Source organism: Akkermansia muciniphila (assembly GCF_030848305.1).
In the GTDB taxonomy this organism is placed as follows: domain Bacteria; phylum Verrucomicrobiota; class Verrucomicrobiia; order Verrucomicrobiales; family Akkermansiaceae; genus Akkermansia; species Akkermansia muciniphila_A.
Genome location: NZ_CP114598.1, coordinates 1,221,392 through 1,247,585, shown reverse-complemented (window position 1 = coordinate 1,247,585; position 26,194 = coordinate 1,221,392). Strand labels below are relative to the sequence as shown.

Sequence of the window (26,194 nt, the reverse complement as noted above, 5' to 3'; positions counted from 1 at the left end):
TGCGTCCGCACATGGAAACGTCCTGAATCACAGATCATTCCGACATTAGCGCCGCTCTTCCGTTTTCAAAGCGTTTCAGGCAGGAAAAAGCGGAAAAAACAGCGGGCGCATCCACCCCCGGCGGCTGTCCGGAAAGGGCGGCTTCATGCCAGCCGGAGAGATTGACGGACACACGGGCATATGAGAAAAAGCCGTCTATGCTATTCGCAGTAGTGATTTTCCTTTCCGTGGTCGTGCTCGGCGTCATTGCCGCGCTGCGTTTCACCAAAGGCATCATTCCCCTGCGCACCTACGAATCCCGGGAACTGCCCGGCTTCCCCGGCCCGGCGGGATTGATCCACCGCCTGGACGGCGCGGAAAAACGCCAGCGGAAACTGGAGGAAGCCCGGTTCCCCGGAGTGGATGAAAACGGACTCATCAGCCTTCCTCCGGCGTGGGAAGACAAGGTGACCGCAGGCAGGCTGGCCTGCGTAGCCCATACCTGGGCCATGAGCAGCCTGGTCCGGGAAGACCCGGCGGCCGCCAAAGCCCGCAAAACCGCCTCTGTGCGCGCCACGATGATTCCTTTTTTCACGGCTCTTATTCTGCTGGGAATGCTGGCGGCCGGACTGTTGAAATTCCACATTGCGCTGGCCATCGGGCTGGCCTGCTGGGCCTTTTTCACTTTCTCCGCTTTTCCCTCCCAATTCCGCGAACGGAAAGCGGCGGAAACAGCCAAATCAGGGCTGAAAGAAGCCGGACTGTGGCCCGTTCTGCCTTCGGACGCCATAGCTGTGGAGCAATGCCTGAAAGCGCTGTCATGGTGTAATGTGGCAGGCTTCCGGCGCATTCTGCCCAGATAGCGGTTTCCCCGGCGATGAAACGCATTTTTCCGGTTAAACCGGCCTTCGGGAGAAAAAAATCTTGAAACGGGGGTGCGTGTAACCCACTCTTTCACCGTCGTCAACTTTTTCTCTACCGCTTCCACTTCTCCATGAATGAGTCCGCAAACCCCATCCTCAAGTACTTTTCGGAATTCAAAATCCTAAAAACCGTATCCAAGGATTTCTGGCTTACCAACGTCGTTCAATTCTTTGACGGACTGGCCTACTTTTCCATGATTACGGTATTCGTCCTCTACCTGACGGACTATTGCAGCTTCAACGATGCGGACGCCGCTCTCTGGGTAGGCCTGTACACCCTTTTCATCTCCGCCTTCGTCTTCGCGGTGGGTTCCATCTGCGACATCATCGGCATACGGCGCACCTACCTGATCGGTTTCATCATCCTCATCGCCGGGCGCCTGATCATGGGCTTCGGCCCGGATCTCAGCCCCACCGTGGACTCCGGGAGGGTGGCCGTCATGGCGGGCATCCTGATCATGTCCTTCGGCACGGCGTTCATGTCCCCCGTCATCCAGACCTCCATCCGGCGCTTCTCCCCGCTGAAAGCGCGCGCCACGGGCTTCAACATTTATTACCTGCTGATGAACATTTCCGCCGTCATCGCGAACGTGTTCCTGATTGAATTTTTCCGCAAGCATTTCGGCGCCGTGGACGGGGGATACTGGATCATCAACTTCGGAACGCTGATGGTGCTGCTGGGATGCATCACCACGCGCTTCATTAATGAAAACAACTATGCGGAACCCAGCGAACGGGAAGCGAACCTCAACGCCCCCCTCCGCAGGCCCCTCCAGCTCTTCATGGAAGTGTGGAGGGAATCCGCCTTCCGTAAACTGATCCTTTTCCTTGTGCTGACCATGGGCGTGCGCATCGTCTTCACGCTGCAGTTCCTGGTGATGCCCAAATATTATGTGCGCACGCTATATGACGACTTTGCCATAGGCTCCATCAATGCCGTCAACCCGGCCATCATCGTTTCCGGCCTCATTCTGCTCATTCCGGTGCTGGGCCGTTTCTCCACCGTGGGCCTCATGATTGTGGGCATGTCCATCTCTGCCTTCTCCCTCGTTTTCATGGCCATTCCCATTGAATGGTACTACCTGGTGCCCGGCATCGAAACGCGCTCCCAGGCGTATCTGGTAGCCATTGTGGCGCAGATCCTGGTGTTCGCATTCGGGGAACTTCTCTTCTCCCCCCGCTTCTCCGAATACGTGGCGCGGGTGGCTCCGAAAGACAAGGTAGCCTCCTACATGTCTCTGGCGGCGCTTCCCATGTTCATCGCCAAGCCCATCAACGGCATCATCGGCGGCCTGCTCGTCGCCTACCTCTGCTATGACGGCATCTGCGCCAAGATGGATACCGGGCACATCGGCTTCTGGGACTCCCCGGAATTCATGTGGACCATTTACCTGGCCATGGCCGTAATCAGCCCCATCGCCATCATCATGACCCGAAAGACCATCACCTCAGACCATCCCGAGGAAGATGCGGAGCCGCCGTCCATCAGCGCTATTGAAACGGAAACGGACCCCGCCCTGACGGCGGAAGAACTTACGGAAGCCAACTCCTGACCTTACGAGACTATGAACCAGCACACGCGCAACATCATTGTGGATTCCCTCATCCTGGTAGCGTTCAGCTCCATCCTCGGCGGTCTCAGCCTGTTGGTCTCCAAATCCTTTTCCGGAGACCCCAACCCGGCCCTGGACCTGATTACCGTAATGAAAAAAGCGGAGGCCAAGGAAGTCAACGCCTCCTCGGAACAGGAGGAGCAGGAAGCCCGGGTCAAGGGAATGAAAGAATTCGCACAGACCTTGAAAGAAGGGGAAAAACTGGCTGCGGCGGAAGGAAAGGCTTTTGTCAACATGACGGATCCCCATGGCAGAACCCCTGTCATGTGGATATGCTACGCCAACTACAACAACATTGAAACCACGCTGAAGCTGGAAGCCACGCGGGCCCCCTACCTGGAACGGCTTCTGGAAGACCCCCGCGTGGAAATCGACCGGAAAGACAAGGACGGATGGACCGCGCTGCACTGGGCTTCCTGGAGCGGGCTGGACCGCCTGTCCGACATGCTGATTGAAAGAAAAGCAGACATCAATAACCGGGAAGGCAACGGATTTACACCCCTCATGCTGGCGGCTATGCGCGGCAATTTCCAGGTGGCGGCCCTGCTGCTGGAAAAAGGGGCGGACATGACCGCCGTCAACAAATTCGGCAAAAATGCCCTTCAACTGGCGGAAGAAGGGGCTCTCGCCTATCAATCCAGCTTTGACCTCACCAAGACGGAAGTTTCCAAAGCCCCGGTGGATTCCTTCATCCGCGCTTATGAAAAAGCCGTGGCTGGTCTGTCGCCCGCCCATGCGCCGGAATTCATGGAGGCCATGAAAAAAGCCGTGGGACGCCAGTCATTCGTGGAAACAGGGTATATTCTCCAGCTCATCACGCGCTCCCTGAGCTCCAAAAACCTGCTCACGGAAGAACAGTCCGGAAAATTCCGGGAGGAAATCATCGGGGCCATCGCGGGAAACTCCCGGATTATTGATGTCCGCGGCGTAGCCTTTGAACACACTGTGGATCTGCTCCGCAAAGCGGCGGGAAAATAACGGTCTTCCCTTCAGGGTTCAGACATCCGCCACTTTTGCTCTTGACCCCCTCACGCCTCCTTTCTAGGATTTGCGGCATACCATGGTCAGAGCATTGCGCACCGGCATCATGCTGTTTACCCTTCTGCTCGTCGTCATAGGCGGAACGGGGATGGTTTCCGTGTGCCCGTGCCATGAAGAAATCTTCATTTTTTCCTGTTCCTGCCATCAGGATGCCGCCCCCTGCGAAGGCCATGGGGACGATACATCCTGCCCCAGTTCTTCCGCCCCTATGGCCGGGCATCTCTGCGAACACAGGCAGCTGGAGATTAGTGACCTGATGGTGCCTGTGCCTCATGCGCCTCTGCCCCAGCCTTACGTCATCTGGCAGACATTGCCGGATTTTCATCATCTGGCCCGCTCTCTTCTTCTCATAAGCCAAACATCGGATTCCGCAACGCCGGCTCCCCCTGACCCGTTCAGGAACACCGGGCCGGCGCATGAAGGCTTTCAACTTCCCCTGCTGATTTAACGGCTTCTTTCAGAAACGTTCCTGGAAGGCGTTTCCTGCGGTACGTTGCCTTTAATATGGCGTCCGCTTTATTTGTTTCCGCGGAGTTATTCGCCGCATTGTCCCAACCTGATTGGATCGAACTGTTTTTATTATCTTTTTCATCATGAAATCCACACCATTCTTCGCCGGGCTCAGCCTGACAGCCCTGCTCAGCTCATGCAGCGTCTACCACAGCGCGCCTATTGACCTGAACGCGGAGGAAGCCTCCTGGAAAGAGGCCTCCCGCGTAGATTCCCCTACCTCCATCACCCAGAACCAGGCCCGCCGGATCGGCCTGGTCATGAATCCGGATCTGAACAAAGCCCGGCTGAAACTGGCCTCCGGCAATGAAGTGGCCAGGCAATCGGGCTGGTGGAACGATCCCTCCTTTTCCTGGGGTATTGAACAAGTCCTCCAGGAAAATACGCTCAACATGTCCGGCAGCCTGGGCTTCACCATTCCCGTGACCGGCCTCCCCGCCCTGGAAAAAAAAGTGGCGGAACAATACAAGGAGGCTGATTTCTGGACTCTCCGCCAGGCGGAACTGGATTTTCTCAGTTCCCTGGACCAGGCATGGAGCAAATTGGCCGTTACCCGGCGCCGCAAGGCGGTCATCCGGGAGCGGCTGGATGCCATCCGGCAGGAAAACGGCATGATTGAACAGCTTATCGGCGCGGGGGAAGTGGATTTTTCCTCCCGGCAGGTAGCTTCCCAGCGCATGAATGACGCCATCCGGGAACTCCAGACCGTAACGGAAACGGAATTGGAGCAAAAGATGGAACTCGTCAGACTGATGGGGCTGCATCCTTCTGCGGTACGCAAACTCAGGGTCCTGACCAAACAGGGATTTCATCTGCCCGCCGCCGTGCCGGCTCCCGGCCCTTCAGCCTTGACCGCCTCTCCAAAAATCAAGGCCCAGCTGGCAGCCTACGCTACCACGGAAACATTATTCAAAACGGAAATCCGCCGGCAGTATCCGGAACTGGAACTCGGCCCCACTTTCACCCGCGATGACGGAGAAAAGGAAGTGGGCGGAGAAATAGGGTTCAATCTTCCTCTTTGGAACCGCAACCGCAAGGCTATCGCGGAAGCCCGCGGCACGCGGGACTTGTCCAGGCAGGAAACCATCCAGCTTTGGAAAACGGAATTATTCAACGCCCGCCAGCTTGACGCCAGCCAGCAAATGGCGCTCCGCCACTGCCGCACGGAACTTCAGCGCATGGAGGCCTTCGCCGCCTCCGTCCGGACTATGGAAAAGCTGCACGGCATTGGGGAAGCCTCCCTGCTGGAACTGGCGGAAAACCGCCACCAGCTTTACGAAAGCCGCCTGGCTTTTCTGGATAATCTGGACAAGCTGATGGCCATTCAGGCCCAGCTCCGTTACCTCACCCACGCCAACCTTTAATCCACATCAATCCTCCACCATCTTTAATGAACATGAAGCATCTTTATTTTTCCATCATGTTGGGCCTGGCTCCTGTTTTCTGCCTCCATTCCGCACGCGGAGAACAAGCTTCCCCTGCGGAACACAAACACGGGGACGGCTCCGCCTGCACGGCGGAACACGGCCATGACGACCATCAGCACAAGGCAGGAGAAACCTGTACTCAAGGCCATGCCCATGAAGAACACAGGCATGCGGACGGAACCGTCTGCACAGGCGACCATGAACAGGAAGGCCACCAGCACGCGGAAGGAGAGGTCTGCACAAGCAGCCATGAACACGAGCACGAGGGGAAAAATTCCGGCCAACTGGGAGACATGATTCCCGTGCATGTGGATGAAAAAGCGCGCCATTCCCTGGACATGCGCTTTGAGAAAGTGGCGGAAGCCTCCCAAGGAGCGGCAAAAACCCTTCACGGGCAGATGGTCATCCCTCCCCATGCGGTGACCACATACGCCCTTCCCGCCGCAGGGCGCGTAACATTCAACGTCAAGTCCGCGCAACAGGTGCGCAAAGGGGAACTGCTGTACACGCTGGCTTCCCCGGATATTGTGGAAATGGAAGGGAACGCCGCCCAGGCGCAGGCCGCGCTGGACCGCGCCGCTGCGGAACTCAACACCCTCAGGGAACGCCGGGCCCAGTTGGAAAAAATCGGCACCCGCAACAGCGAACTGAATACTTCCATCCAATTCAAAGAGGCGGAAATCCACAGCCTCCGGGCCGCCCTGACCGCCAGCAACAATAAATTAAAACTGGTAATGGAATCCGGCGTATTGAAAAATAACCTGCTTTACATATACGCAGCGGCGGATGGTTCCGTCCAGTCCGTGAACATGACCCAGGGAGCCTGGGGAGAACAGGGCGCGCCCGCCCTCGTCATGACCAATAAAGGGGATCTGGAATTTTCCACGACCATTTATGGGGCGGATCCCGTCCATTACGCAAAAGCCCGGCTGGCCCTGACCAGCGGCAAAAATACGGAACTGCTGGACGGAACCCTGAGAGTAGCCGAACAGGTAGATCCCTCCACCCAGTCCCGGGCCCTGTATTTCACTCCGGACCGCCTGCCGGAAGGGGCGCATGCCGGCCAGCTGGCCCGGCTGGATTTGTATTCCGATGACGCCGCCGCGGAGGGCTTTATTCCCGTCCCCAACAGCGCCGTCGTCAAGGTAGGGGTGAACGACGTGGTTTTCATCAAGGCCGGGAACGACACATTTGTCATGAAAAAAGTGGAAACGCAGCCCTCCCGGCAGGGAAAAACGCCCGTCAGGGGGCTGATGCCGGGACAGACCATCGTCACCAAGGGAGGGTATGAATTGAAATACATCCTGCCCACCGGAGAGGCCGGAAGCAAAAAAGCTGCCGGACACTTCCACGCGGACGGCCAGTTCCACGAAGGAGAACACTAAACGATGTACAAAACGAAAGATTAAGGAACAAATACCACTAACGCCTTGGAACAGTCCCTTGAATCTCCCGTATTTAACGACAAAAATCCATGAACTTTCTAATTTCATTCTGCCTGAATAACAGGATCACCGTGATTCTGCTGACGATTGCGCTGGCAATCATCAGCATCTTCGTGGTGAAAAATATTCCCGTGGACGTATTCCCGGAACTGAAGGTTCCGCGTGTCACCATCCAGACGGAAGCCCCCGGACTTACTGCGGAAGAAGTGGAACAGTACATCACCATTCCCATTGAATCCGCCATGAACGGGACCGCCGGGGTCAAGGGCGTCCGCTCCTCCTCCGGCAGCGGACTTTCCTTCGTATGGGTGGATTTCGACTGGGACAAAGATATCTACCAGGCCCGGCAGATTGTAACGGAACGCCTTGGAGCAGTCCGGGAATCCCTGCCGGAAGGAACATCCCCGGAACTGGCACCCATCGTCTCCATAACTGGGGAAATCATGCTCATCGCCCTGACGGGAGACAAGGACACCTCCAAGCTGGACATGCGGCAACTGGCGGAATACAAGTTGCGCACGCGCCTGCTGGCCATTCCCGGGGTGGGCCAGGTCACGGTGCTGGGCGGACGTCTGCCGGAATACCAGGTGATTTACGACCCCAATAAACTCAAACTGGCAGGGGTGGACCTTTCCAGCCTGAAAACGGCTGTTCAGGAATCCCAGTCCTCCGTCCCCGCAGGGTATCTGGAGGATGTGGCCGGGCAGGAACTCCCCATTCAGCAGGATACCCGCACCGCCAATATTGAACAGCTCAACCGCGCCCTGGTTCCGGATCATGCTTCCGGAATACTCCGGCTTCAGGATGTGGCGGAAGTCAAGATAGACGGTGCGCCGCGGCGGGGAGACGCCGGATTTATGGGGGAAGACGCTGTGGTGCTTTCCGTGCAGAAGGTGCCGGGAGCCAACACGCTGGCCCTGACGCAGGCCGTGGACGCAGCCGTCAGGGAATTCAGCCAAAGCCAGCTTCCCAAGGGAATGAAACTGCACACCACCGCCTATCGGCAGGCGGATTTCATAGAAATGTCCCTGGATAACGGCACGGAAACCCTCCTCATTGCCGGAGCGGTGGTCATGATCGTTATCTTCCTGACGCTGCTGAACCTGCGCACGGCCATCATCACGCTGATCTCCATGCCCCTGTCCATCCTGTTCGGAATGATGATGTTCCCCGTCTTCGGGCTGGCCATCAATATCATGACCCTGGGCGGCCTGGCCGTAGCCGTGGGAGACGTGGTGGACAACGCCATCATTTTCGTGGAAATAGCCTGGAGGCACCTGAACCGGAACGCCGCCCTGCCGAAGGATAAGCGCAAGAGCAAATATGAAGTGCTGATGAACGCCAAGAGCGAAATCGTAGGCTCCATTTCCTTCTCTTCCGTCATCATCCTGCTGGTATTCACTCCGGTGCTCTTCCTGTCCGGGCTGGAAGGCCAGTTTTTCCGGCCGCTGGGGATCTCCTACATGCTGGCCCTGCTTTCTTCCCTTATTGTAGCTGTCACCATCACTCCGGTACTCTGTTACATATGGTTCAGGAAAAGCAAAAACGCCGTTACTCTGGAAAGTGGGGACTCCCTCAGCTCCCGCCTCATTAAGCGCATTTATACCCCCATTCTGGAATTCTGCCTGCGCTTTTCCAAAACGGTCTGCGCCATCATGGCAGCCATTACGCTGCTGGCCCTGTGGCTGGGGTCCACATTCGGAACCAGTTTCCTGCCGCCGTTCAACGAGGATTGCTACACAGTATTCGTCAGCACGGTGCCGGGCACTTCCCTGGATGAAACGGAACGTATCTCCCGGAAAGTCATGAAAGACATTGAACAGATTCCGGGGGTTCTCAGCGTCACCCAGCGCACGGGCCGCGCGGAAAATGACGAACATGCAGAACCCGTCAGCGCCTCCGAACTGCTCGTGCGCGTGGACCTCAAGAAAGACCAGAAAGAATTGCGCGCCGCCATCAAAAAATGCATTGACGGCATTCCCGGCACCAGCTCCATGATCGGATATCCGCTGGCCCATCGCATCAGTTCCGCTTTATCCGGCTCCAACTCGGAAATCGCCATCAACATTTACGGGACGGAGCTGCCCCAGCTCCGCCTGGCCGCCCGGAAAGCCAAGGAAATTCTGGAGAACATGCCGGAAGTGGCGGATGCGCGCGCCAACCGGGAAATTATGGTGGATACTATCCGCGTGCAGTACAATCAGGAAGCCCTGGCTTCCTACGGCCTGACCATGGCGAATGCTGCGGAACAGGTTTCCACGGCCATGAACGGACAAAAACTGGGAGAAGTCATCAAAAACCAGGACCATTGGAACATTGTGCTGCGCATTGATCCCAGACTTAAAACGTCCATGGAAGACGTCAAAAACCTGGAACTTATTTCCCCTAACAAAAAAACCGTGCGCCTGGACGACGTGGCGCAGGTGTACCGGGAGGAAGTTTCCAACCTCATCCTGAGGGACAACACCATGCGGAAAGCCATGATTTCCTGCAATCCCTCCCCCAATTCCAACCTGGGAGACCTCGCGAAAGCCTGTCGGGAACAATTGGACCCGGTCATGAATGCCATGGGCTGTACCGTGGACTATGACGGCACTATCAAAGCGCGGGAATCCGCCTCACAACGGCTTTACGCCCTGGGCACCATCGTCATGGTGCTCATCGTTCTGCTTCTATCCTCCGCACTGGGAAGCGTCCGGCGCGCCATGCTGACCCTGGTGAACATACCGCTGTGCCTGGTGGGCGGCATCGTAGCCGTTTTCCTGGCCTCTCCCGGCACACTGGCCTCCCTGTTTGGGGAAGCCTATATCCCGCCCATTCTTTCCGTGGCTTCCATTGTGGGATTCGTGACCGTCATCGGCTTCGCCATCCGCAGCGGCCTGATTCTGCTCAACAGGTACCGGGCCCTGGAACATCAGGGAATGGAACCCGCGGAAGCCATACGGGAAGGTTCTCTGGAACGCGTGGTCCCCATCATCATGACTTCCCTGACTACCGTGCTGGGACTGCTCCCGCTGATCTGGGCCATTGACCAGCCCGGAGGCGAACTGCTCGGCCCTCTGGCCGTCGTCCAGTTCGGCGGGCTGGTGACGGCCACCATCCTGAACCTGCTCATCATTCCGGCCACAGCCAAACTCTTTTCCCGCTGGATTGCCTCCCGGCGGAAGGAATTGAAAGCCACCTCCTGATTCATTCAGGACTCCGGCGGCGGAACCGGGGAGGGGATAAGCCCCGGTTCCGCTTTTTACAACAACAGACATAACGAATCCTTGCCTTGCAGGCCAATAAGGAGCACACATGGGGGTTCAAGCTTCACCTTCATGCCCAAACGGAAATCCACCAGAGAGCACCTGCTCAATACGGGCGCCATGATCGTCGCGGAATCCGGGCTGCGCGCCCTCACCGTTCGCGGTCTGTCCCTTCGGGCCGGCACCAATACAGGAAGCTTTGTCTATCACTTCGGCAACCGGGAAGCTTTTCTGACCGAGCTTCTGGAACGCTGGTACGAACCTCTGTTCACCGGAATCAGAACCCACGCCAACATTCATCTTCCGGCCTTTGAAAAATTGGAAGCCATCCTGGGTGACGTCATGGAATTCCTGTTGCGTCACGGCCAGTTCATCGCCCAGCTGGTGCTGGATGCCCTGGCTGGGGAACGGGCAGCCATCCGTTTCATTTCAGGAATCCATACGCGCCATCCCCTCGTGCTGCTGGAAACCATACGGGAAGCCCAGCAGGAGGGATCCGTACTCATGGGAGACCCCATGAACATCCTCGTTTACCTTGCCTGCTGCGGAGGAGCCCCCTTTATTCTTTCCGGACAACTCCAAGTGCACGACCCGAAAGCGGCACGGCCCGTTCTCGATTTGCTGGGGTCTCTCCTCAATGACCCGGAAAGCGCCAGGCAACGCATGACCTGGGCGCTCCGCGGCGTCCGGCAGGTTTGAGAATTCGTGCAAGGGAAGATCGGAAAACCGCATCACCCCCCCAGACTCTCCCTGCCGGACAGAAATACCGCAGCCTTTACACGCATGCCCCCACCTTATCTCCGCCAGTGGGGGCGATGATGCGGACGGGGAGGCGGAGGCGGGGGATTATGGCGGCGCCAGTCATTGCGGTACCTGTCCTTGTCGCGGTCATGCTGGACAGCCGCTCCAATGGCGGCGCCGGCAGCCAGCGCCCCTACACCGATAGCGGCGGCTCCGCCGGGCGTTACGGAGCTGTTCCCGTAGCTGTCCGTCGTGCAGGACGGCATGAAAGAAAGCGCCATTCCCGCCAGTGGAAGAAGCCAGAATGATTTGATATGCTTGTTCATGGAATGAAAAATACTGGTTAATACCGGTGACCCGGTTACATCCGGTAAGCGTGGAATCCCCTTATCATTTGTTTAAATATGTCACGGTCCGGAACGGAATTTCCGGAACCACAACAGTTAACCGCACAGCGGGCTTTTCATTACCCTATGTTCCGGCGTTCCTGAATACGGAAATCCGCATGCACTGCAAAAAAACAGACATGCGGATGAGAAAAACGTTCATCTTCCGGAAAACTTCGGAAACGTCCGTAGGCTTATTTCTGTTCTACCACAGGCTCAATACGAACGGGGCTCTGAATATCAAACAGGCTCTTGCGCAACAGGTAGCCTCCGCTTTGCAGGACAAATGCACTGGACGGGAATTTTTCCGCCAGTTCACGGTAAAAAGCGCCTGCGGCGGCATTGTCTTTCTTAGCCCGGGCAATGTCCCCCAGGCACATGGTGGCAAAGCCGGAGAAAGTGGGATCTCCAGCATCCACCACGGAACGGAACAGCCCTTCCGCCTCATTCGCTTTCCCCCGGTTCATCAGGCGGCATGCCAGGGTAACGGACGCCTGGGCTTTCCATTCCTCCGTGGGAGCGGAATCAATAAAAGCTTTCATTTTGGCCACGCCTTCATCCTCCTTGCCGGCGTTCCACAGGGCAACGGCCTGAAGATAAGAGGCGGTGACGGCGGCGCGGGAACTGTCAAAATCAGCTACCACCTGCTGAAGCCCCTGTTCGTTCAGGGAAATTTCCCCGGTTGCCGGGGATTCCGGCATAGCGGCCACCAGAGCGGCGCCAGCCTTTCTTTCCATGGAGTCCTGTACGCCATTATAAATAATCCATCCGGCGGCTCCAAGGACGCATAGCAATACAACCAGCGCAACCTTGCCGTAATGTTCATCCAAAAACTGTTCGTGCCTGGACGGACCGACGGAAATCTCCGCAAACGCGCTTCCGTCGCCCATCGGCATATTGTCCATGGCCCGTTTAATATCCTTGATATCCATAATATGTTGAAGAGGTTTCTACCGTGTTGTCCCAGCCAAATCAATCAGCTTTTTACTTATCTTCGCCATGTTCCAGAAGCTGGAGGGAATCCTTCAGGCCCAGATTCCTGTAGATTTCCCGCGTAGCCCGGCTCTGGTTAAGCGTATAAAAATGAATGCCGTCCACGTCGGAATCCAGCAGCTCGGCGCACTGGCTGGAGGCGTACTGAATGCCTACCTCCTGAATAGCGTCCGGATTGGAACCCGCACGCTTCAGCGCCTTGAGCAGCCTGGCCGGGAAACAGGTGCCTCCGGAAAGCTCTGCCATGCGGTTCATGCCGGACAGGCTGGTCACAGGCATGATTCCCGCCAGGATGGGCACCTTGATGCCGGCCAGCAGACAGCGTTCCCGGTAATCCAGAAAAGAATGATTGTCAAAAAACAGCTGGGTACAGATATAATCCGCGCCGGCATCTACTTTGGCTTTCAGGAAATCCATCTCGCGCAAGCGGTTGGGAGTAGCCGGATGACCTTCCGGGAAACCGGCCACGCCTATGGCGAATCCCTCCGGATCCGGATGGCGGCCGGATTCATTATACCCACGGATGAAAGCCACCAGATCCGCCGCATGGCGGAAAGCATCCGCATCACGGTTGTAATCCTCCGCTCCCCGGGGAGGGTCTCCCCGGAGTGCAAGAACGGCCCGCACTCCTGCCCGGGCGTATTGATCCAGAATATTCCATACCTCCTCCCGGCTATGGCCTACGCAGGTGAGGTGGGGTACCGTAGGAATACGGGATTCATGCTGGATGCGCAGCACCACTTCACGGGTAAGCTCGCGGGTGGAGCCTCCTGCGCCGTACGTCACGCTGACGAAGCTGGGGCGGTAAGGCTCCAGTTCACGAATGGTCTGGTACAAGGCCGACGCAGCCTGCTCGTTTTTGGGCGGGAAAAATTCAAAGGACAGGCTGGGACCGGCTCCCGATTGCAATCTTTCTCTCAGGTGCACTTCTCTTTATGCTTGGCTTGACTGGATACGGGGCCGCATCACGGCTCCATGGGAATCATCACCGGTTTGGGAGCTTCCACGGGAACGGGGGAAGGGGACGCGGACTTGTTTTCTTCCGTCATGTTTTCCTGCCAGCTTGCAGGCGGAACAATGACTTCATCCCCCGGCTTGATGGGTTCCTTGTCATTATGATCAAAAAGCGTATTACGCTTCACGTAGGACTGGAACACCTTCCCGTCCGGGTCAACCCCGTCGATAATCAGGGAGACGAAAATGCTTCCGCGCCTGCGGATGCCCAGTTCCTGCCCCACTTTCAGGTCGGGCTGGCCGATGGACTGGAACAGAACCAGGTTAGCGTCACGGTAGTATTCCGTCACACGGCCCACCTGCTCCGCATCCTTGATTTCATTAAGCCATTGCAGCCGGGGATCTCCCTTCTCCATGCTCTGGCGTTCCAACAAATCGCGTTCTTCCTCCGCCAGGGCATGGCGCTTCTTCAATTCTTCATTCTCCTTCTTCATCCGTTCCAGCTCCGCCGAGACATGAGCCAGCTCCTCGCTCACCACGGGGTCCGCCACCACCACCGGCTGAACGGCGGAGGCAGGAGCCTGCGTGGGCATCGGAAGATAAGGGGAGGGATTGGCCGGCGCCGGAGCGGAGGCCATCTGCTGCTGTTGCTGAATCACATCCATCCTTGAAGAAATATTCACATAAATCATTCCCAGAACAGCCAGCACCACCACCAGAAACGCCAGGATAAGAATGCGGAAATTGCTCATGTCGTCAAACGGTAGAGAAATTATTAAATATCGTTAATAGGAATAATTAAGATAGAACTGGAATTGGCCCCCGCGGTCAATGGCGTTGTTCTTCTGAATCGGAATGGCATAGTCCACTGCCAGCGGGCCGATGGGCAGGTTCAAGCGCAGGCCGATCCCGTAGTCGGAAACTATTTTGGACGTGCTGAAGTCAAAGGAGTCCCCGTTGACAAAGCCGATGTCATAAAACACCGCGATGCGCACTTCTTCAATCACGGGAATGGAATATTCAAACTGGCAGAAGAAGGAGGAACGGCCGCCCATCGTTTCATCACCGCTCAGGGCGGGATCGTACGGCGCCACGTCCCGGAAACGGAAACCGCGCATGTTGTATGGCCCGCCGAGGTAGAGGCGCTCAAAAATGGGTACATCGTGGCTACCATAGGAATCCACGGTAGCCGCACCGGCATTGATGCTGAAAATGGTGTCTCCGCGCAAATTCCAGTAATAGGAGCCGTTCACGCCGAAGTTGTATGTATGCACATCGCCGCCCAGGCCGGAATAACCGGCCAGTACTTCAAATTTGCCTCCCTTGCGGGGGAAGATCTGCGCGTCTCGGGTATCAATGGTGTAGGAAAGCTCCACATGGCTGCGCAGGTAATCCCCGTCCTGTTGCCAGAAGAAGATAGGGGCGTTCCCCTCGGCGTCAATACGGTACTGTTCCAGACGGTATTCCAGCTTCACGTAATCCAACTCCCCGATCGGTTTGCGGAGGGAAATGGCAAAGCCATAGTTCTGCTGGTCGTAATAATCGGAAAAATATGAGGAATTGCTGTAAAAAATTTCCGTCCCGAAGGCCAGTTTGCGGTGCAGGAACCACGGATCCACCCAGGAGATGCTGGCATCCTGCGTTTCAAAACCGACGCGGGCGTTAATCGCGAAACGCTGGCCGCCGCCCACGAAAGAGGACCAGTCATACATGTCAAAGTTGGACTGGGTGATGCCAGCGAACAGATAAACGCTTTCAATAGAGGAAAATGCCACGCCGATATTCAGGGACCCCGTACGTTTTTCCGCCACCTCGATATTGATATCACGGTAGCCGGGCCGCGTGGACCCCACCTGGGCCACGTCCACCATGTCAAAATAGTTCAGGTTCTGGAGACGCTTCTGGGCGGTATCTAGATCCACGGCGTTCATGGGGTCATTGGACTGGAGGGGAAGTTCCTGGCGGATAACGTAATCCTTTGTGCGGTTATTCCCGGTCAGGCGGATGTTGCCTACGCGGTAGGGATTGCCTTCCGTCACATGGTACACGATGTTGATCTGACCGTACCCTGTTTTGGGATCAACGCCCACTTCCTGAATGTCCGGACGCACGGAGGCGTCCGCATACCCCCGGGAACCGTAATAACGGCGGATCATCGTCACGTCGTCGGCCACTTTCTGGGCGGAATAGGTATCCCCGTTATACATGCTCAGGCCGGGAATCAGTTCCTGGGCCGTAAACACCTTGGTGGGACCGAAGGCAACCTGGTTAACCTTGTAACGGCGCCCCTCGGTAAGGGTAATTTTCATGATCAGCTTTTGCTCATTGCCCTTGCCGGCGTCGAAATATTCCACCTTGTCCAGCTTGACGCGCAAATAACCTTTATTGCGGTAATAAGTCACCAATTCCGCCAGATCGTCCTCTACCTGCTCACGGTCAATGCGTCCGGACTTGGTAATCCAGGTCAGCCAGCCCTTCTCCTTGGTTTTCATCACCTGTCGGAGATCCTTGGCGCTGATGTGTTCATTGCCCACAAAGTCAATCTTGATAATATTGGCCTTTTTCCCTTCGTTGATGTCGAAGACCACATCCACAAAGCCGGGCCGTTCCGTTTTCTGGTAAAAATAGGAAACGCGTACATCCGGATACCGGGCTTCCTGATAGTAAGTGCGCAGCTTGGCAATAGCGCTGCTCAGGGCCTTATCGCTGAGAGCTTCCCCCCCCTTCAGCCCGCATTCCTCGGAGAGGTCCCTGTTGTCAAACGCGGTATTGCCGCGGAACCCCACGCCGCCCAGCAGATTCTGGGCAGCCATTTCAAACACCACCGACACGCCGTCGCCGGAAGGCTCCACGGCCACCGTTGTATTGCCGCCTACCAGACCGCTTTCCAACAGCCGTTCCAAGTCCTTGTTAACCACTTCCGGGGAATAACTGGTGCCCGGCTGCGTAGCCAGCAAATTTTTCAGACGGTCTTCGGACACGGTCTTGCCGGTGCTTCTGTACCGCACGGAAACGCTTTTCACAGGCCGCCCCTCATACGCCTGGTCGCCGGGAAGAAGCCCCGTGCCCGGCCCCAGTTCCCGCATTACCTGTTCCGGAGTCATCACGGAACCATAGCCGCCTCTGTTAAGGGAAGTTTCATCCTGGGCCAAAACAGCCGAACATGCTATCAAGGGAAAGGAAACACACAAAAAAACGGGACGAATCATGAGAGCTGAACTTAATGCTTGGGATATAAAGGACTTTTCCTCTTGCATAGTCAAGACGTGATTCCGCGTAGAACACAGTTGTAGCGCGCTTCTTTACGCCGCATGCGCGTGCGCGCTTAAGGGGACAATTGTGTCATTCCCGTGCAATAGCTTGCACTCCAGATACGCTCTCATTAAAGTCATTGCCGCTCGTGTTTTGACCGCTGCCGCCATCCCGGAGCCGAAACAGAACCATTTTCTATTAACACTGACCGTATTATTTATGGAAATCAACGTTGATATTCAACCGGACTGCACAGCCACGCTGAAAGCTTCCATCCCCGCAGAAACCACGTCTGCGCGCCGCGCCTCCATTGTGGATTCCTACGCCGCCAAAGCCAAGCTTCCCGGCTTCCGCCCCGGCAAAACCCCCAAGTCCATCATTGAAAAGCGCTTCAAGAAAGAAATTGAAGAAGAACTGCTGGATACCCTTTTTGAAACGGCCTGCTCCGCCGCTCTGGAAGAAAACCCCAAATTGAAAGTGCTCAACTTTGGAAAGCCGGAACATTCCCTGGATGACCAGGGCAACTACGCCGCTACCAGCACGATGACCGTGGTTCCCGAATTTGAATTGCCGGAATACAAAGGCATCGAAGTCAAGGTCCCCTCTTCCGAAGTAACGGAAGCAGACGTAGAGGAAGCGCTGAACTCCCTGGCTGAACAAATCGCGGAATTCACCCCCGTGGACCGCGCCGCCAAAAAAGACGACGTAGCGATCATCGACTTCAAAACCACGTTGGACGGCAAGCCCGTAGCGGAAGCCGTAGGCAAACCCGTAGGCTTCCTGGAAGGCCGCGACGGCCAGTGGATGAAGGTGGAAGACGATCAATTCCTGCCCGGCTTCGCCTCTGCCCTGGAAGGCCTGAATGCCGGTGACAGCAAGGATATCACCGTCACCATTCCGGATACCTTCCCAATTACGGAACTGCGCGGCAAGAAACTCGTCTTCCATGCCACGGTGAAAGAAGTACGTGAAAAACAGCTTCCGGTCATGGATGACGCCTTTGCGGAAAAAGTGCTTCCCGGCAAAAACCTGGAAGAATTGAAAACCGCCCTGAAGGAAAACCTGGCCCAGCGCAAAGCCATGCAAATTGATGAAGCCAAGGCCGATCAGATCACGGAAAAGCTGGCGGACATGCTTGACTTCAATCTTCCGGAAGCCGTCGTAGAACGCGAAGTGTACGGCATCCTCCAGCAGAAAATGCAGCAGGCCATGTACAGCGGAAACGCCCCGGCGGACATGGATAAATTTGTTGAGGAAGCCCGGGAAGAAGCCAGACAGGAGGCCAAGCGCAACCTCAAGGTCTTCTTCATGCTTCAGGAAGTGGCCCAGGTGGAAAAAATTGCCGTCACGGAAATGGAGCTTTACAACGAAGTGGCCCGCCAGGCCCGCCAGCAGAAAAAGAACCTCAAATCCTACATCCGCGAACTCCAGCGCGAAGGCCGCGTGCATGGCATCAGAATGAGCCTGCTGACAGCCAAGGTTCTGGACTTCCTGACAAAAGAGGCCAAAGTAACGGTAGACGAGCAGTAACCCCTCCTCTGCACAAAAAACACCTTATCAGGGGGAGTTGGCGCGCACATGCCCGACTCCCCCGTTTTGCGTCCTGCGGACGGGTAACGTACATTGAAAAAACAACATCCTATTTTCCATCAACATGTTTCAAGACCAATCTTCCAAATCAAGTCCCGCAAACTCCTACTATGTGCCCATGGTGGTGGAGCAGGACGGCCGCGGCGAACGCGCTTTTGACATTTACTCCCGCCTCCTGAAAGACCGCGTTATCTTCATCGGCTCCGCTATTGACGACGACGTGGCGAATTCCGTCATTGCCCAGCTCCTGTTCCTTCAGATGGCTGATCCGAAAAAGGACATCCACGTTTACATCAACTCCCCCGGAGGATCCGTCACGGCGGGTCTCGCGATTTACGACACGATGCAATTCGTCTCCTGCGACGTAAACACGTATTGCCTGGGCATAGCGGCCTCCATGGGCTCCGTGCTTCTGGCCGCGGGAACTCCCGGCAAACGCTTCTGCCTGCCGAACTCCCATGTAATGATTCACCAGGTTTCCGGCGGCGCCCAGGGCACCGCTTCAGATGTGGAACGCACCATCGGCTTCATGTTCAACCTCAAAAAACGTCTCAACGGCATTCTGGCCAAACACACCGGCAAAACCGAAAAGCAGATTGAAAAGGATGCCGACCGCGACAACTACATGACTGCTGAGGAAGCCGTGGCCTACGGCCTGGTGGATAAAGTTCTGACGCACCATTCCGACGACCAGGACGACAAGAAAAAAGCCAGGGCCTGATCCTCCCCTCCGCCATTTCTCTCTACCTGAACAACCATGTCCGGTTCCACTCATCATCTTCCTGCCTGTTCCTGTTGCGGCAAGCCCGGGAACAAGGTGGACAAGCTCATCCAGATTGCGGAAGACTTTTACATCTGCAACAATTGCGTTGAAATTTGCGTCAACATGATTGTGAAGGACACAGGCCTTCCTATGGCAGCCCGCTTCATCCGCGGCATCCTGAATATGGAGCCCTCCGCCTATGCCATGTGCCAGGCGGAAGCCCGCAAGGAGGCAGCTGCAGACATGCTCAGGGAAACGGCGGCCGGACCGGCCGCCTACGAAGGCCCGCTGCCTACGCCGGAAGAAATGTGCGCCACGCTCAACCAGTATGTCATCGGGCAGGACTATGCCAAGAAAGTGCTTTCCGTAGCCGTGTACAACCACTACATGCGCCTGCGCCAAAGTGCCGTCATGCTGGAAGACAAATCCCTGGACGATGTGGAGATTGAAAAATCCAACATCCTGCTGGCCGGCCCCACCGGCTCTGGGAAAACCCTGCTGGCGAAAACGCTGGCGAAAATGCTCAACGTCCCGTTCTGCATTGTGGACGCCACCACGCTGACGGAAGCCGGTTACGTGGGGGAAGATGTGGAAAACATCATCCTGCGCCTGCTCCAGGCTGCCAACTTTGACGTAGCGAAAGCGGAACAGGGCATCATCTATGTGGATGAAATCGACAAAATCGGCCGTAAAACCCAGAATGTCTCCGTTACGAGAGACGTCTCCGGGGAAGGCGTGCAGCAGGCTTTGCTGAAAATCATTGAAGGCACTGTTTGCAACGTTCCGCCCACCGGAGGCCGCAAGCACCCGCAACAGGAATACATCCGCGTCAACACGGAAAAAATCCTCTTCATTGTCGGCGGCGCTTTCGTCGGTCTGGAAGACATCATCCGCAAACGTCTCGGCGCCACCCAGATGGGATTCGGAGCCATCACGGAACAACGCGACCGCAAGGAATACTCGGAAGAGGAAATACTGGCGCAGGCCATGCCGGAAGATCTCTTCTCCTTCGGCATGATTCCGGAATTCGTAGGCCGTCTGCCCATCTTCTGCCCGCTCTCCAAACTGGATGAAAGCCAGCTCGTCCGCCTGCTTACGGAACCCAAAAACGCCCTGGTCAAGCAATATTCCAAACTGCTCGCCATGTACGGCGCCAAACTGGACGTGCAGCCGGACGCCCTGAAAGCCATGGCTGCCGAAGCCATGGAACGCGGCACGGGAGCCCGCGCTCTGCGTTCCATCTTTGAAACTCTTATGCTGGACGTCATGTACAAGGTGCCCAGCATGAAAAATGCGGATTCCGTCACCATCACCCGGGAAACGGTTACCGGCAGCAAACCGGCTCAAATCCATCAGGCCTCCTAACCCCCCTGCTCTCCCTTCATGCCGGAATCCCTTACCGTTCTGGGAATAGAATCCTCCTGTGATGAAACGGCGGTCGCCATCCTGCGCTCTGCCGGAGAGGAAAAAGCGCCGGAAATACTCTCTTCCGTCATCTCCTCCCAAATTGCCATTCACCGCCAGCACGGCGGCGTAGTCCCGGAACTGGCTTCCCGCAACCATTCAGCGGACCTTCCCGGAATCATCCGTACCGCGTGCCGCGAAGCCGGAACAGCTCCTGCGGACATTGACGTTTTCGGCGCCACGGGAGGCCCCGGCCTGGTAGCTGCGCTCCTGGTAGGCAACAGCACGGCCAAGGCTCTTGCTCTGGCGGCAGGCAAGCCCTTCGTCTCCGTCAATCATCTGGAAGGCCATCTGCTCTCCCCCTTCCTCAAACGCCCCGGCGGTCCCGTTCCCCATCTGGGCATGGTCGTTTCCGGCGGCCACACCCTCTTTGTGGACGTGCGCGGCGTAGGGAACTACCGTCTGCTGGGCCGTTCTTTAGACGACGCATCAGGGGAAGCCTTTGACAAGGTAGGCAAAATGCTCGGCCTGCCCTATCCCGGAGGGCCGGAAATCGACCGTCTGGCGGCGGAAGGCGATCCGGAAGCCTTTTCTTTCCCCCGGGCCCTGATGAAAGAACATACAGTCAACGTATCTTTCTCAGGCCTGAAAACGGCCGTTCTCTACACATTGCCCAAAATTACGAAAACCGGCGATCCTCACGACCTGCCCCGGCAAACTCTGCGCGACCTCTGCGCTTCCTTCCAGCGGGCCGTGACGGACGTCCTGATTCACAAGGCTCTGAAAGCTCTGCGCGCCTCCGGTCACCGCACCCTTGCCGTCTCCGGGGGCGTCTCCTGCAACAGGGAGCTGCGTTCCCGCCTGAAAACCGCCTGCGACCGCGAAAAAGTGGAACTGGTCCTCCCGGACTTCGACTTGACGACGGATAATGCCGCCATGATCGCTTATGTCACCTGTCTCAAAGCCCGCAGGGGATTGTTCCACTCTCTGGATGAAGACGTTGACCCCAATCTTAAATTGACGGAAGATCTAAACAGATCCAAATATTCAACGCATTCCTGATAAATACATTATACATGAGCGCCCTGCATTCGCAGCATTAAACTGAAAAAATGTTCATGTTTTCATTGACATCCCGCATCTAAAAACGTAACATAGCGTCCGCTTTTCGTCAGGCAACACGGGAGGATGCTATTTATCCGCTAGAACCGCAGGTTTGGGCGGATTTACGACTTCTCTAGGAGCAGCGAAAGGCGGAAGAAGTCTATGCTTCTGTAGCTCAGGGGTAGAGCGCATCCTTGGTAAGGATGAGGTCGCGGGTTCAATTCCCGCCAGAAGCTCCATCTTCAAGCTAGACCCATAGCAGCCCAAACCTAAACATAATATTATGGCTAAAGAGCAATTCCAGCGCAACAAGCCCCACGTGAACGTGGGCACCATCGGTCACGTTGACCACGGCAAAACCTCCCTTACCGCCGCCATTACTTCAGTGCTCGCTAAGAAGGGTTTCGCCGAAGCACGCGGCTATGACCAGATTGACGCCGCCCCCGAAGAACGCGAACGCGGCATTACCATCTCCACGGCTCACGTTGAATATGAAACGGAAAACCGTCACTATGCCCACGTTGACTGCCCCGGACACGCCGACTATGTGAAAAACATGATCACCGGCGCTGCTCAGATGGACGGTGCCATCCTCGTGGTTGCCGCCTCCGACGGCCCGATGCCGCAGACCCGTGAACACATCCTTCTTGCCCGCCAGGTGGGCGTTCCCGCCATTGTCGTTTACATGAACAAGTGCGACCTGGTTGACGATCCCGACCTGCTCGAACTCGTGGAAATGGAAATCCGCGAACTTCTCAACGAATACGAATTCCCGGGCGACGACACCCCCATCATCAAGGGTTCCGCCGTTAAGGCTCTGGAAGGCGACGCCGCCGCCGAAGACTCCATCATGGAACTTATGGCTGCCGTTGACTCCTACATTCCCCAGCCTGAACGCCCCGTGGACCAGCCCTTCCTCATGCCTGTGGAAGACGTATTCTCCATCTCCGGCCGCGGCACCGTGGCTACCGGCCGTATCGAACGCGGCGTCATCAAGAAGATGGAAGAAGTGGAAATCATCGGCATCAAGGACACCCAGAAGACTGCCGTTACGGACATCGAAATGTTCCGCAAGCTGCTTGACGAAGGTCAGGCCGGTGACAACGTTGGCCTGCTTCTCCGCGGTCTGAAGAAGGAAGACATCGAACGCGGCCAGGTAATCATCAAGCCCGGCACCGTGAAGCCCCACAAGAACTTCAAGGCTGAAGTTTACGTCCTGACCAAGGAAGAAGGCGGCCGTCACACTCCGTTCTTCAACAACTACCGCCCGCAGTTCTACTTCCGCACGACGGACGTGACCGGTTGCTGCACCCTTCCCGAAGGCGTGGAAATGGTGATGCCCGGCGACAACGTCAACCTGGAAGTCCAGCTCATCACTCCGATCGCTATGGAAAAGGCCATGCGATTCGCTATCCGCGAAGGCGGCCGCACCGTGGGTGCTGGTCGTATCAGCGAAATCCTTGACTAAGTTCCTCAGGAACTGTAGAGGAATCTACATCAGGTTTAATGAGGGGGCCTCCCCGCAGGCCCCCTCATTTCCCACGAAAGAAGAGACTTCAACAGGTCAGTAGTTCAATTGGTAGAGCGTTGGTCTCCAAAACCAAAAGTTGGGGGTTCGAGTCCCTCCTGACCTGCCACTTCTTTCCAAATACACCACCCCACCTTGAAGCATGTTTCGCAAGATTTCTCAATTCATCGCCGAGGTTAAAGGCGAACTTAAGAAGACGACCTGGCCCTGGGAAAGCGACCCCAAGGTGAAAGGTTTCAAAAAATTCCGCGAACTCTGGGGTTCCACTCTCGTCGTACTGATCGCCATGGTCTTCCTTGGCGCGTTTGTTGCATCGTTCGACATCTTCCTTCACAGCGTGGTCAACTACCTCATCCAGTTGGCAATCTAGTTTTACTCTCCCCCACTTTTTCTCCGATCATGCCCAGTACCCCAGAGCCCCACGAACAATGGTATGTCCTTCATGTCCTCTCCGGGCAGGAAAACAGTGTTCGTGACCGCATTATCCGCAAGGCGAAGGACGCCGAACTTTCCGACTTCATTTACCGGGTGGAAGTCCCCACGGAACTCATTTCCGAAGTGCGGAACGGCAAAAAAACGGAACGCCACAGCAAACTCTTTCCCGGGTACGTTTATGCCAACATGTACTTGCTGGAAGCGGACGGCACCCTGAACAAGGATCTTTGGTACTTCATCCAGCAAATTGACGGCGTCATCAGCATCGCCGGTTCCCGCAACGCCCCCCTCCCCATGCGCAAGCGCGAGGTGGAAGATCTCCTGCCCCTGCTGGATGCGGAAGCTGTCGCCGCCCGTCCCAAGGTGGAATTCGCCGTCGGCGACCCTGTGCGCGTATGCGAAGGACCGTTCCAGAGTCAGGAGGGCACCATCGAAGAAATCGACCCGGAAAAAGGCAAACTGCGCGTCAGCGTTTCTATTTTTGGCCGCGCCACGCCTGTGGATCTGGAATACTGGCAGGTGGAAAAAGCCTGAGTCTTTTTCTCCCCCCTCATCAGTTCTCTTCCCGTTTATTTTCTCCGCTAACAAAGCAAAACCATGGCAAAAGAAATAACCAAAATCATCAAGCTCCAGATCAATGCCGGAGCCGCTAACCCCTCCCCGCCCGTGGGTCCGGCACTTGGTCAGGCCGGTGTAAACATCATGGCATTCTGCAAGGAGTTCAACGCCGCCACGCAAAAGCAGGCCGGCGATCTCCTGCCGACCGTCATCACGGTTTACAAGGACAAATCATTTTCTTTCATCACCAAGCAGCCCCCGGGCAGCGTGCTTCTCAAGAAAGCCGCAGGCATCGCCTCCGGCTCCGGCGAACCGAATAAAAAGAAAGTCGCCACTCTTTCCAAGGCTAAGCTGATGGAAGTCGTCAACACCAAACTCCCTGACCTCAACACGAAAGACCCCGAACGCGCCGCCCGCATTCTTGCTGGCCAGGCTCGTCAGATGGGCATTGAAGTTGAAGGTATGTAACACTCACCGCAGGAGGATTAAACCAATCCGAACGCACTGCCAAATACACACATGTCTACCAAACGCAGCAAGCGATATCAAGAAGCAGCCAAGCTTGTTACTCCTAACAAGAACTACAGCATCACGGAAGCCGTGGAAACCATGAAATCCTTCCCGGCGCCGAAATTCGACCCGACTGTCACCGTCTCTTTCCACCTGACTGTGGACCCCCGCAAATCCGACCAGATGGTTCGCGGCAGCGTTTCCCTGCCTAACGGCACGGGTAAAAACGTTCGCGTCCTCGTCTTTGCCCAGGGCGATGCCGCCAAGGCCGCTCAGGAAGCCGGAGCCGAATTCGTGGGGTTTGAAGACCTCATCAAAAAAGTCCAGGAAGGATTCGTTGACTTTGATACGGCCATTGCCACCCCCGACGCCATGACGGAGGTACGCAAGGTTGCCCGTGTGCTGGGTCCGCGCGGCCTGATGCCCAACCCGAAAACCGGTACCGTCACGGATGATACGGCCAAAGCTGTGAAGGAAGTGAAGGCCGGCCGCGTTGACTACAAGGTTGACAAGAACGCCAATATCTCCGCCGCTGTAGGCAAGCTGTCTTTCTCCAACGAAAGCATCGCCGAAAACATCGCTGCCCTGATTGATTCCGTCGTCAAGGCCCGCCCGGCTTCCGCCAAGGGCGCCTACATTGAATCCGTCACCGTTTCATGCGCCATGTGCCCCGGTCTGCCGGTTGACACCGCTTCCATCGCCAAACTGTAACCCGAACCGATTTAGCACACCATGAATCCTGACAAGCGTATCATCATTGACGACCTGACCGCTCGCGTCAACGCCTCCCCGTTCCTGATCGTCGTGGACTACACCTCGATCACCGTGCCTGAGTTCACCAACCTGCGTTCCGCACTGGCCGCCTGCGGCGCCCAGTGCCACGTAGCCAAGAACAACTTCATGCGCACGGCTCTGACGGATGCCGGCCTTCCCGACATCGGGGAACATCTCGTCGGCCAGACCGCTTTCGTGACCGGCGCATCCGACGTAGCAGGCGCCGCCAAGGCCATCAACACCTTTGCCAAGGCTTCCAAAAAAGCCGAATACAAGGTGGCGATCCTGGACGGAGCCATTCTCTCCGCGGACGAAATCCGCGCCATCGGCGAACTGCCCCCCCGCGACCAGCTGCTTGCCAAACTCCTTGGCACCATCAACGCGGCCGGTTCCGCTCTTGCCCGAGTTATTCAGGCATATGTGGACAAAGAAAACGGCGGCAGCGAAGAACCCGCCGCCTAATACCAACCCCTTGACCGGACGGTCCGGTTGCACTCTAGCCAAATGTGTGAAAACCGGACCCGACTCTCCTACAGGTTCCTTGTCGGAACTCCGGCCGGAGAACTGAAATGCCAAGTTGGCTCTTGGCGCGACTCGAAACCAAACTAGAAAATAATACAATGGCTGATATTAATAAAATCGCTGAAGAACTCGGCACCCTTACCATCCTGGAAGCTGCCGACCTCGTCAAGCTCCTGGAAGAAAAGTGGGGCGTTTCCGCCGCTGCTCCCGTAGCCGCCGCCGGCGCTGCCGCCGCTCCTGCCGAAGCTGAAGAAGAAAAGACCGAATTCAACGTCGTCCTGACGGAAGCCGGCGCCAACAAGATCGCCGTCATTAAGGCCGTCCGCGAAGTGAAGGCCGGTCTCGGCCTGGTGGACGCCAAGAAACTGGTTGAAGGCACTCCCGCCGTCATCCTGGAAGCCGTCTCCAAGGACGAAGCCAACGTTGCCAAGGCCAAGCTGGAAGAAGCCGGCGCCAAGGTGGACGTCAAGTAAGCTTTTTACTTCCCGCGCAAC

General features: G+C 56.5%; 24 protein-coding genes and 2 tRNA genes. 21 read left to right on the top strand and 5 right to left on the bottom strand.

The features are described 5' to 3' along the window. The first annotated feature begins 197 nt into the window (after nt 1-197). The 8 genes from O4G22_RS05470 (at nt 198) to O4G22_RS05435 (ending at nt 10,885) form a co-directional block, all read left to right on the top strand. Nucleotides 198-842 (top strand): hypothetical protein, encoded by a 645-nt coding sequence (locus O4G22_RS05470; protein ID WP_297405371.1) that lies wholly within the window; start codon nt 198-200, stop codon nt 840-842. 131 nt (nt 843-973) lie between these two features. After that, on the top strand, nt 974-2,455 hold the full coding sequence (locus tag O4G22_RS05465) for an MFS transporter (protein WP_290488831.1): 1,482 nt from the start codon (nt 974-976) through the stop codon (nt 2,453-2,455). 12 nt (nt 2,456-2,467) lie between these two features. Beyond that, nucleotides 2,468-3,493: an ankyrin repeat domain-containing protein gene (locus O4G22_RS05460; RefSeq protein WP_297408107.1), complete on the top strand. Its 1,026-nt coding sequence runs from the start codon at nt 2,468-2,470 to the stop codon at nt 3,491-3,493. A gap of 82 nt (nt 3,494-3,575) precedes the next feature. Beyond that, nucleotides 3,576-4,004, top strand: coding sequence for a hypothetical protein (locus O4G22_RS05455; RefSeq protein ID WP_297405373.1), 429 nt, complete (start codon nt 3,576-3,578; stop codon nt 4,002-4,004). A 145-nt stretch (nt 4,005-4,149) separates the two neighbouring features. Next, on the top strand, nt 4,150-5,430 hold the full coding sequence (locus tag O4G22_RS05450) for a TolC family protein (RefSeq protein WP_297405374.1): 1,281 nt from the start codon (nt 4,150-4,152) through the stop codon (nt 5,428-5,430). 32 nt (nt 5,431-5,462) lie between these two features. After that, nucleotides 5,463-6,878 (top strand): efflux RND transporter periplasmic adaptor subunit, encoded by a 1,416-nt coding sequence (locus O4G22_RS05445; protein ID WP_306702357.1) that lies wholly within the window; start codon nt 5,463-5,465, stop codon nt 6,876-6,878. 89 nt (nt 6,879-6,967) lie between these two features. Further along, the gene (locus tag O4G22_RS05440) at nt 6,968-10,126 is read left to right on the top strand and encodes an efflux RND transporter permease subunit (protein ID WP_306713965.1); all 3,159 of its coding nucleotides are present in this window, start codon (nt 6,968-6,970) and stop codon (nt 10,124-10,126) included. 132 nt (nt 10,127-10,258) lie between these two features. Next, a complete protein-coding gene (locus O4G22_RS05435) occupies nt 10,259-10,885 on the top strand; it encodes a TetR/AcrR family transcriptional regulator (RefSeq protein WP_094137323.1) in 627 nt (208 codons plus the stop codon). A 95-nt stretch (nt 10,886-10,980) separates the two neighbouring features. Here the strand turns inward: O4G22_RS05435 and O4G22_RS05430 are convergent, their stop codons facing one another. From O4G22_RS05430 to bamA, 5 genes are all read right to left on the bottom strand, one after another. Beyond that, entirely contained in the window at nt 10,981-11,253 is a 273-nt protein-coding gene (locus O4G22_RS05430; RefSeq protein WP_094137322.1) for a hypothetical protein, read from the bottom strand. 254 nt (nt 11,254-11,507) lie between these two features. Continuing rightward, the gene (locus O4G22_RS05425; RefSeq protein WP_306702355.1) at nt 11,508-12,245 is read right to left on the bottom strand and encodes a tetratricopeptide repeat protein; all 738 of its coding nucleotides are present in this window, start codon (nt 12,243-12,245) and stop codon (nt 11,508-11,510) included. A 52-nt stretch (nt 12,246-12,297) separates the two neighbouring features. Then, nucleotides 12,298-13,233, bottom strand: a complete 936-nt coding sequence (gene metF / locus O4G22_RS05420; RefSeq protein WP_290488815.1) for a methylenetetrahydrofolate reductase [NAD(P)H] — start codon at nt 13,231-13,233, stop codon at nt 12,298-12,300. A 38-nt stretch (nt 13,234-13,271) separates the two neighbouring features. Further along, on the bottom strand, nt 13,272-14,012 hold the full coding sequence (locus O4G22_RS05415) for a hypothetical protein (protein WP_094137319.1): 741 nt from the start codon (nt 14,010-14,012) through the stop codon (nt 13,272-13,274). Between the two features lie 33 nt (nt 14,013-14,045). Then, nucleotides 14,046-16,412, bottom strand: a complete 2,367-nt coding sequence (bamA, locus tag O4G22_RS05410; RefSeq protein ID WP_306713963.1) for an outer membrane protein assembly factor BamA — start codon at nt 16,410-16,412, stop codon at nt 14,046-14,048. A gap of 319 nt (nt 16,413-16,731) precedes the next feature. On the opposite strand from bamA, the gene tig reads away from it, so the two are divergent. The 13 genes from tig to rplL all read left to right on the top strand — a co-directional run bounded on the left by tig (nt 16,732) and on the right by rplL (nt 26,173). Beyond that, nucleotides 16,732-18,042: a trigger factor gene (gene tig, locus O4G22_RS05405; RefSeq protein WP_306702353.1), complete on the top strand. Its 1,311-nt coding sequence runs from the start codon at nt 16,732-16,734 to the stop codon at nt 18,040-18,042. Between the two features lie 124 nt (nt 18,043-18,166). Continuing rightward, complete coding sequence (locus tag O4G22_RS05400) at nt 18,167-18,823, top strand: ATP-dependent Clp protease proteolytic subunit (RefSeq protein WP_297408115.1); 657 nt, start codon at nt 18,167-18,169, stop codon at nt 18,821-18,823. A 36-nt stretch (nt 18,824-18,859) separates the two neighbouring features. Next, the gene (gene clpX / locus O4G22_RS05395; RefSeq protein ID WP_290488809.1) at nt 18,860-20,230 is read left to right on the top strand and encodes an ATP-dependent Clp protease ATP-binding subunit ClpX; all 1,371 of its coding nucleotides are present in this window, start codon (nt 18,860-18,862) and stop codon (nt 20,228-20,230) included. An 18-nt stretch (nt 20,231-20,248) separates the two neighbouring features. After that, a complete protein-coding gene (gene tsaD, locus O4G22_RS05390; RefSeq protein ID WP_306702352.1) occupies nt 20,249-21,331 on the top strand; it encodes a tRNA (adenosine(37)-N6)-threonylcarbamoyltransferase complex transferase subunit TsaD in 1,083 nt (360 codons plus the stop codon). A 206-nt stretch (nt 21,332-21,537) separates the two neighbouring features. Then, nucleotides 21,538-21,612: transfer RNA gene (locus O4G22_RS05385), tRNA-Thr, on the top strand. 44 nt (nt 21,613-21,656) lie between these two features. Then, the gene (gene tuf / locus O4G22_RS05380) at nt 21,657-22,841 is read left to right on the top strand and encodes an elongation factor Tu (protein ID WP_012420089.1); all 1,185 of its coding nucleotides are present in this window, start codon (nt 21,657-21,659) and stop codon (nt 22,839-22,841) included. Between the two features lie 93 nt (nt 22,842-22,934). Further along, nucleotides 22,935-23,010 (top strand) — tRNA-Trp (locus O4G22_RS05375). 33 nt (nt 23,011-23,043) lie between these two features. After that, on the top strand, nt 23,044-23,271 hold the full coding sequence (locus O4G22_RS05370) for a preprotein translocase subunit SecE (protein WP_012420088.1): 228 nt from the start codon (nt 23,044-23,046) through the stop codon (nt 23,269-23,271). 29 nt (nt 23,272-23,300) lie between these two features. Beyond that, nucleotides 23,301-23,870: a transcription termination/antitermination protein NusG gene (gene nusG, locus O4G22_RS05365; protein ID WP_012420087.1), complete on the top strand. Its 570-nt coding sequence runs from the start codon at nt 23,301-23,303 to the stop codon at nt 23,868-23,870. Between the two features lie 63 nt (nt 23,871-23,933). Continuing rightward, entirely contained in the window at nt 23,934-24,362 is a 429-nt protein-coding gene (rplK, locus tag O4G22_RS05360) for a 50S ribosomal protein L11 (RefSeq protein ID WP_022197881.1), read from the top strand. 51 nt (nt 24,363-24,413) lie between these two features. Further along, nucleotides 24,414-25,115 (top strand): 50S ribosomal protein L1, encoded by a 702-nt coding sequence (gene rplA / locus O4G22_RS05355; protein WP_094137313.1) that lies wholly within the window; start codon nt 24,414-24,416, stop codon nt 25,113-25,115. A gap of 21 nt (nt 25,116-25,136) precedes the next feature. Continuing rightward, entirely contained in the window at nt 25,137-25,640 is a 504-nt protein-coding gene (gene rplJ, locus O4G22_RS05350) for a 50S ribosomal protein L10 (protein WP_012420084.1), read from the top strand. 158 nt (nt 25,641-25,798) lie between these two features. Next, on the top strand, nt 25,799-26,173 hold the full coding sequence (rplL, locus tag O4G22_RS05345; RefSeq protein WP_306702351.1) for a 50S ribosomal protein L7/L12: 375 nt from the start codon (nt 25,799-25,801) through the stop codon (nt 26,171-26,173). Nucleotides 26,174-26,194: the final 21 nt, after the last annotated feature.

Bases quoted from the DNA above. Each gene is read 5' to 3' on its own strand.
- rplK (WP_022197881.1), top strand. From the start codon at position 23,934: ATGGCAAAAGAAATAACCAAAATCATCAAGCTCCAGATCAATGCCGGA.
- O4G22_RS05465 (WP_290488831.1), top strand. From the start codon at position 974: ATGAATGAGTCCGCAAACCCCATCCTCAAGTACTTTTCGGAATTCAAA.
- O4G22_RS05470 (WP_297405371.1), top strand. From the start codon at position 198: ATGCTATTCGCAGTAGTGATTTTCCTTTCCGTGGTCGTGCTCGGCGTC.
- O4G22_RS05460 (WP_297408107.1), top strand. From the start codon at position 2,468: ATGAACCAGCACACGCGCAACATCATTGTGGATTCCCTCATCCTGGTA.
- O4G22_RS05450 (WP_297405374.1), top strand. From the start codon at position 4,150: ATGAAATCCACACCATTCTTCGCCGGGCTCAGCCTGACAGCCCTGCTC.
- tig (WP_306702353.1), top strand. From the start codon at position 16,732: ATGGAAATCAACGTTGATATTCAACCGGACTGCACAGCCACGCTGAAA.
- tsaD (WP_306702352.1), top strand. From the start codon at position 20,249: ATGCCGGAATCCCTTACCGTTCTGGGAATAGAATCCTCCTGTGATGAA.
- O4G22_RS05430 (WP_094137322.1), bottom strand. From the start codon at position 11,253: ATGAACAAGCATATCAAATCATTCTGGCTTCTTCCACTGGCGGGAATG.
- clpX (WP_290488809.1), top strand. From the start codon at position 18,860: ATGTCCGGTTCCACTCATCATCTTCCTGCCTGTTCCTGTTGCGGCAAG.
- O4G22_RS05400 (WP_297408115.1), top strand. From the start codon at position 18,167: ATGTTTCAAGACCAATCTTCCAAATCAAGTCCCGCAAACTCCTACTAT.
- O4G22_RS05440 (WP_306713965.1), top strand. From the start codon at position 6,968: ATGAACTTTCTAATTTCATTCTGCCTGAATAACAGGATCACCGTGATT.
- rplA (WP_094137313.1), top strand. From the start codon at position 24,414: ATGTCTACCAAACGCAGCAAGCGATATCAAGAAGCAGCCAAGCTTGTT.
- O4G22_RS05415 (WP_094137319.1), bottom strand. From the start codon at position 14,012: ATGAGCAATTTCCGCATTCTTATCCTGGCGTTTCTGGTGGTGGTGCTG.
- rplJ (WP_012420084.1), top strand. From the start codon at position 25,137: ATGAATCCTGACAAGCGTATCATCATTGACGACCTGACCGCTCGCGTC.
- O4G22_RS05370 (WP_012420088.1), top strand. From the start codon at position 23,044: ATGTTTCGCAAGATTTCTCAATTCATCGCCGAGGTTAAAGGCGAACTT.
- nusG (WP_012420087.1), top strand. From the start codon at position 23,301: ATGCCCAGTACCCCAGAGCCCCACGAACAATGGTATGTCCTTCATGTC.
- O4G22_RS05445 (WP_306702357.1), top strand. From the start codon at position 5,463: ATGAAGCATCTTTATTTTTCCATCATGTTGGGCCTGGCTCCTGTTTTC.
- rplL (WP_306702351.1), top strand. From the start codon at position 25,799: ATGGCTGATATTAATAAAATCGCTGAAGAACTCGGCACCCTTACCATC.
- O4G22_RS05455 (WP_297405373.1), top strand. From the start codon at position 3,576: ATGGTCAGAGCATTGCGCACCGGCATCATGCTGTTTACCCTTCTGCTC.
- O4G22_RS05425 (WP_306702355.1), bottom strand. From the start codon at position 12,245: ATGGATATCAAGGATATTAAACGGGCCATGGACAATATGCCGATGGGC.
- O4G22_RS05435 (WP_094137323.1), top strand. From the start codon at position 10,259: ATGCCCAAACGGAAATCCACCAGAGAGCACCTGCTCAATACGGGCGCC.
- tuf (WP_012420089.1), top strand. From the start codon at position 21,657: ATGGCTAAAGAGCAATTCCAGCGCAACAAGCCCCACGTGAACGTGGGC.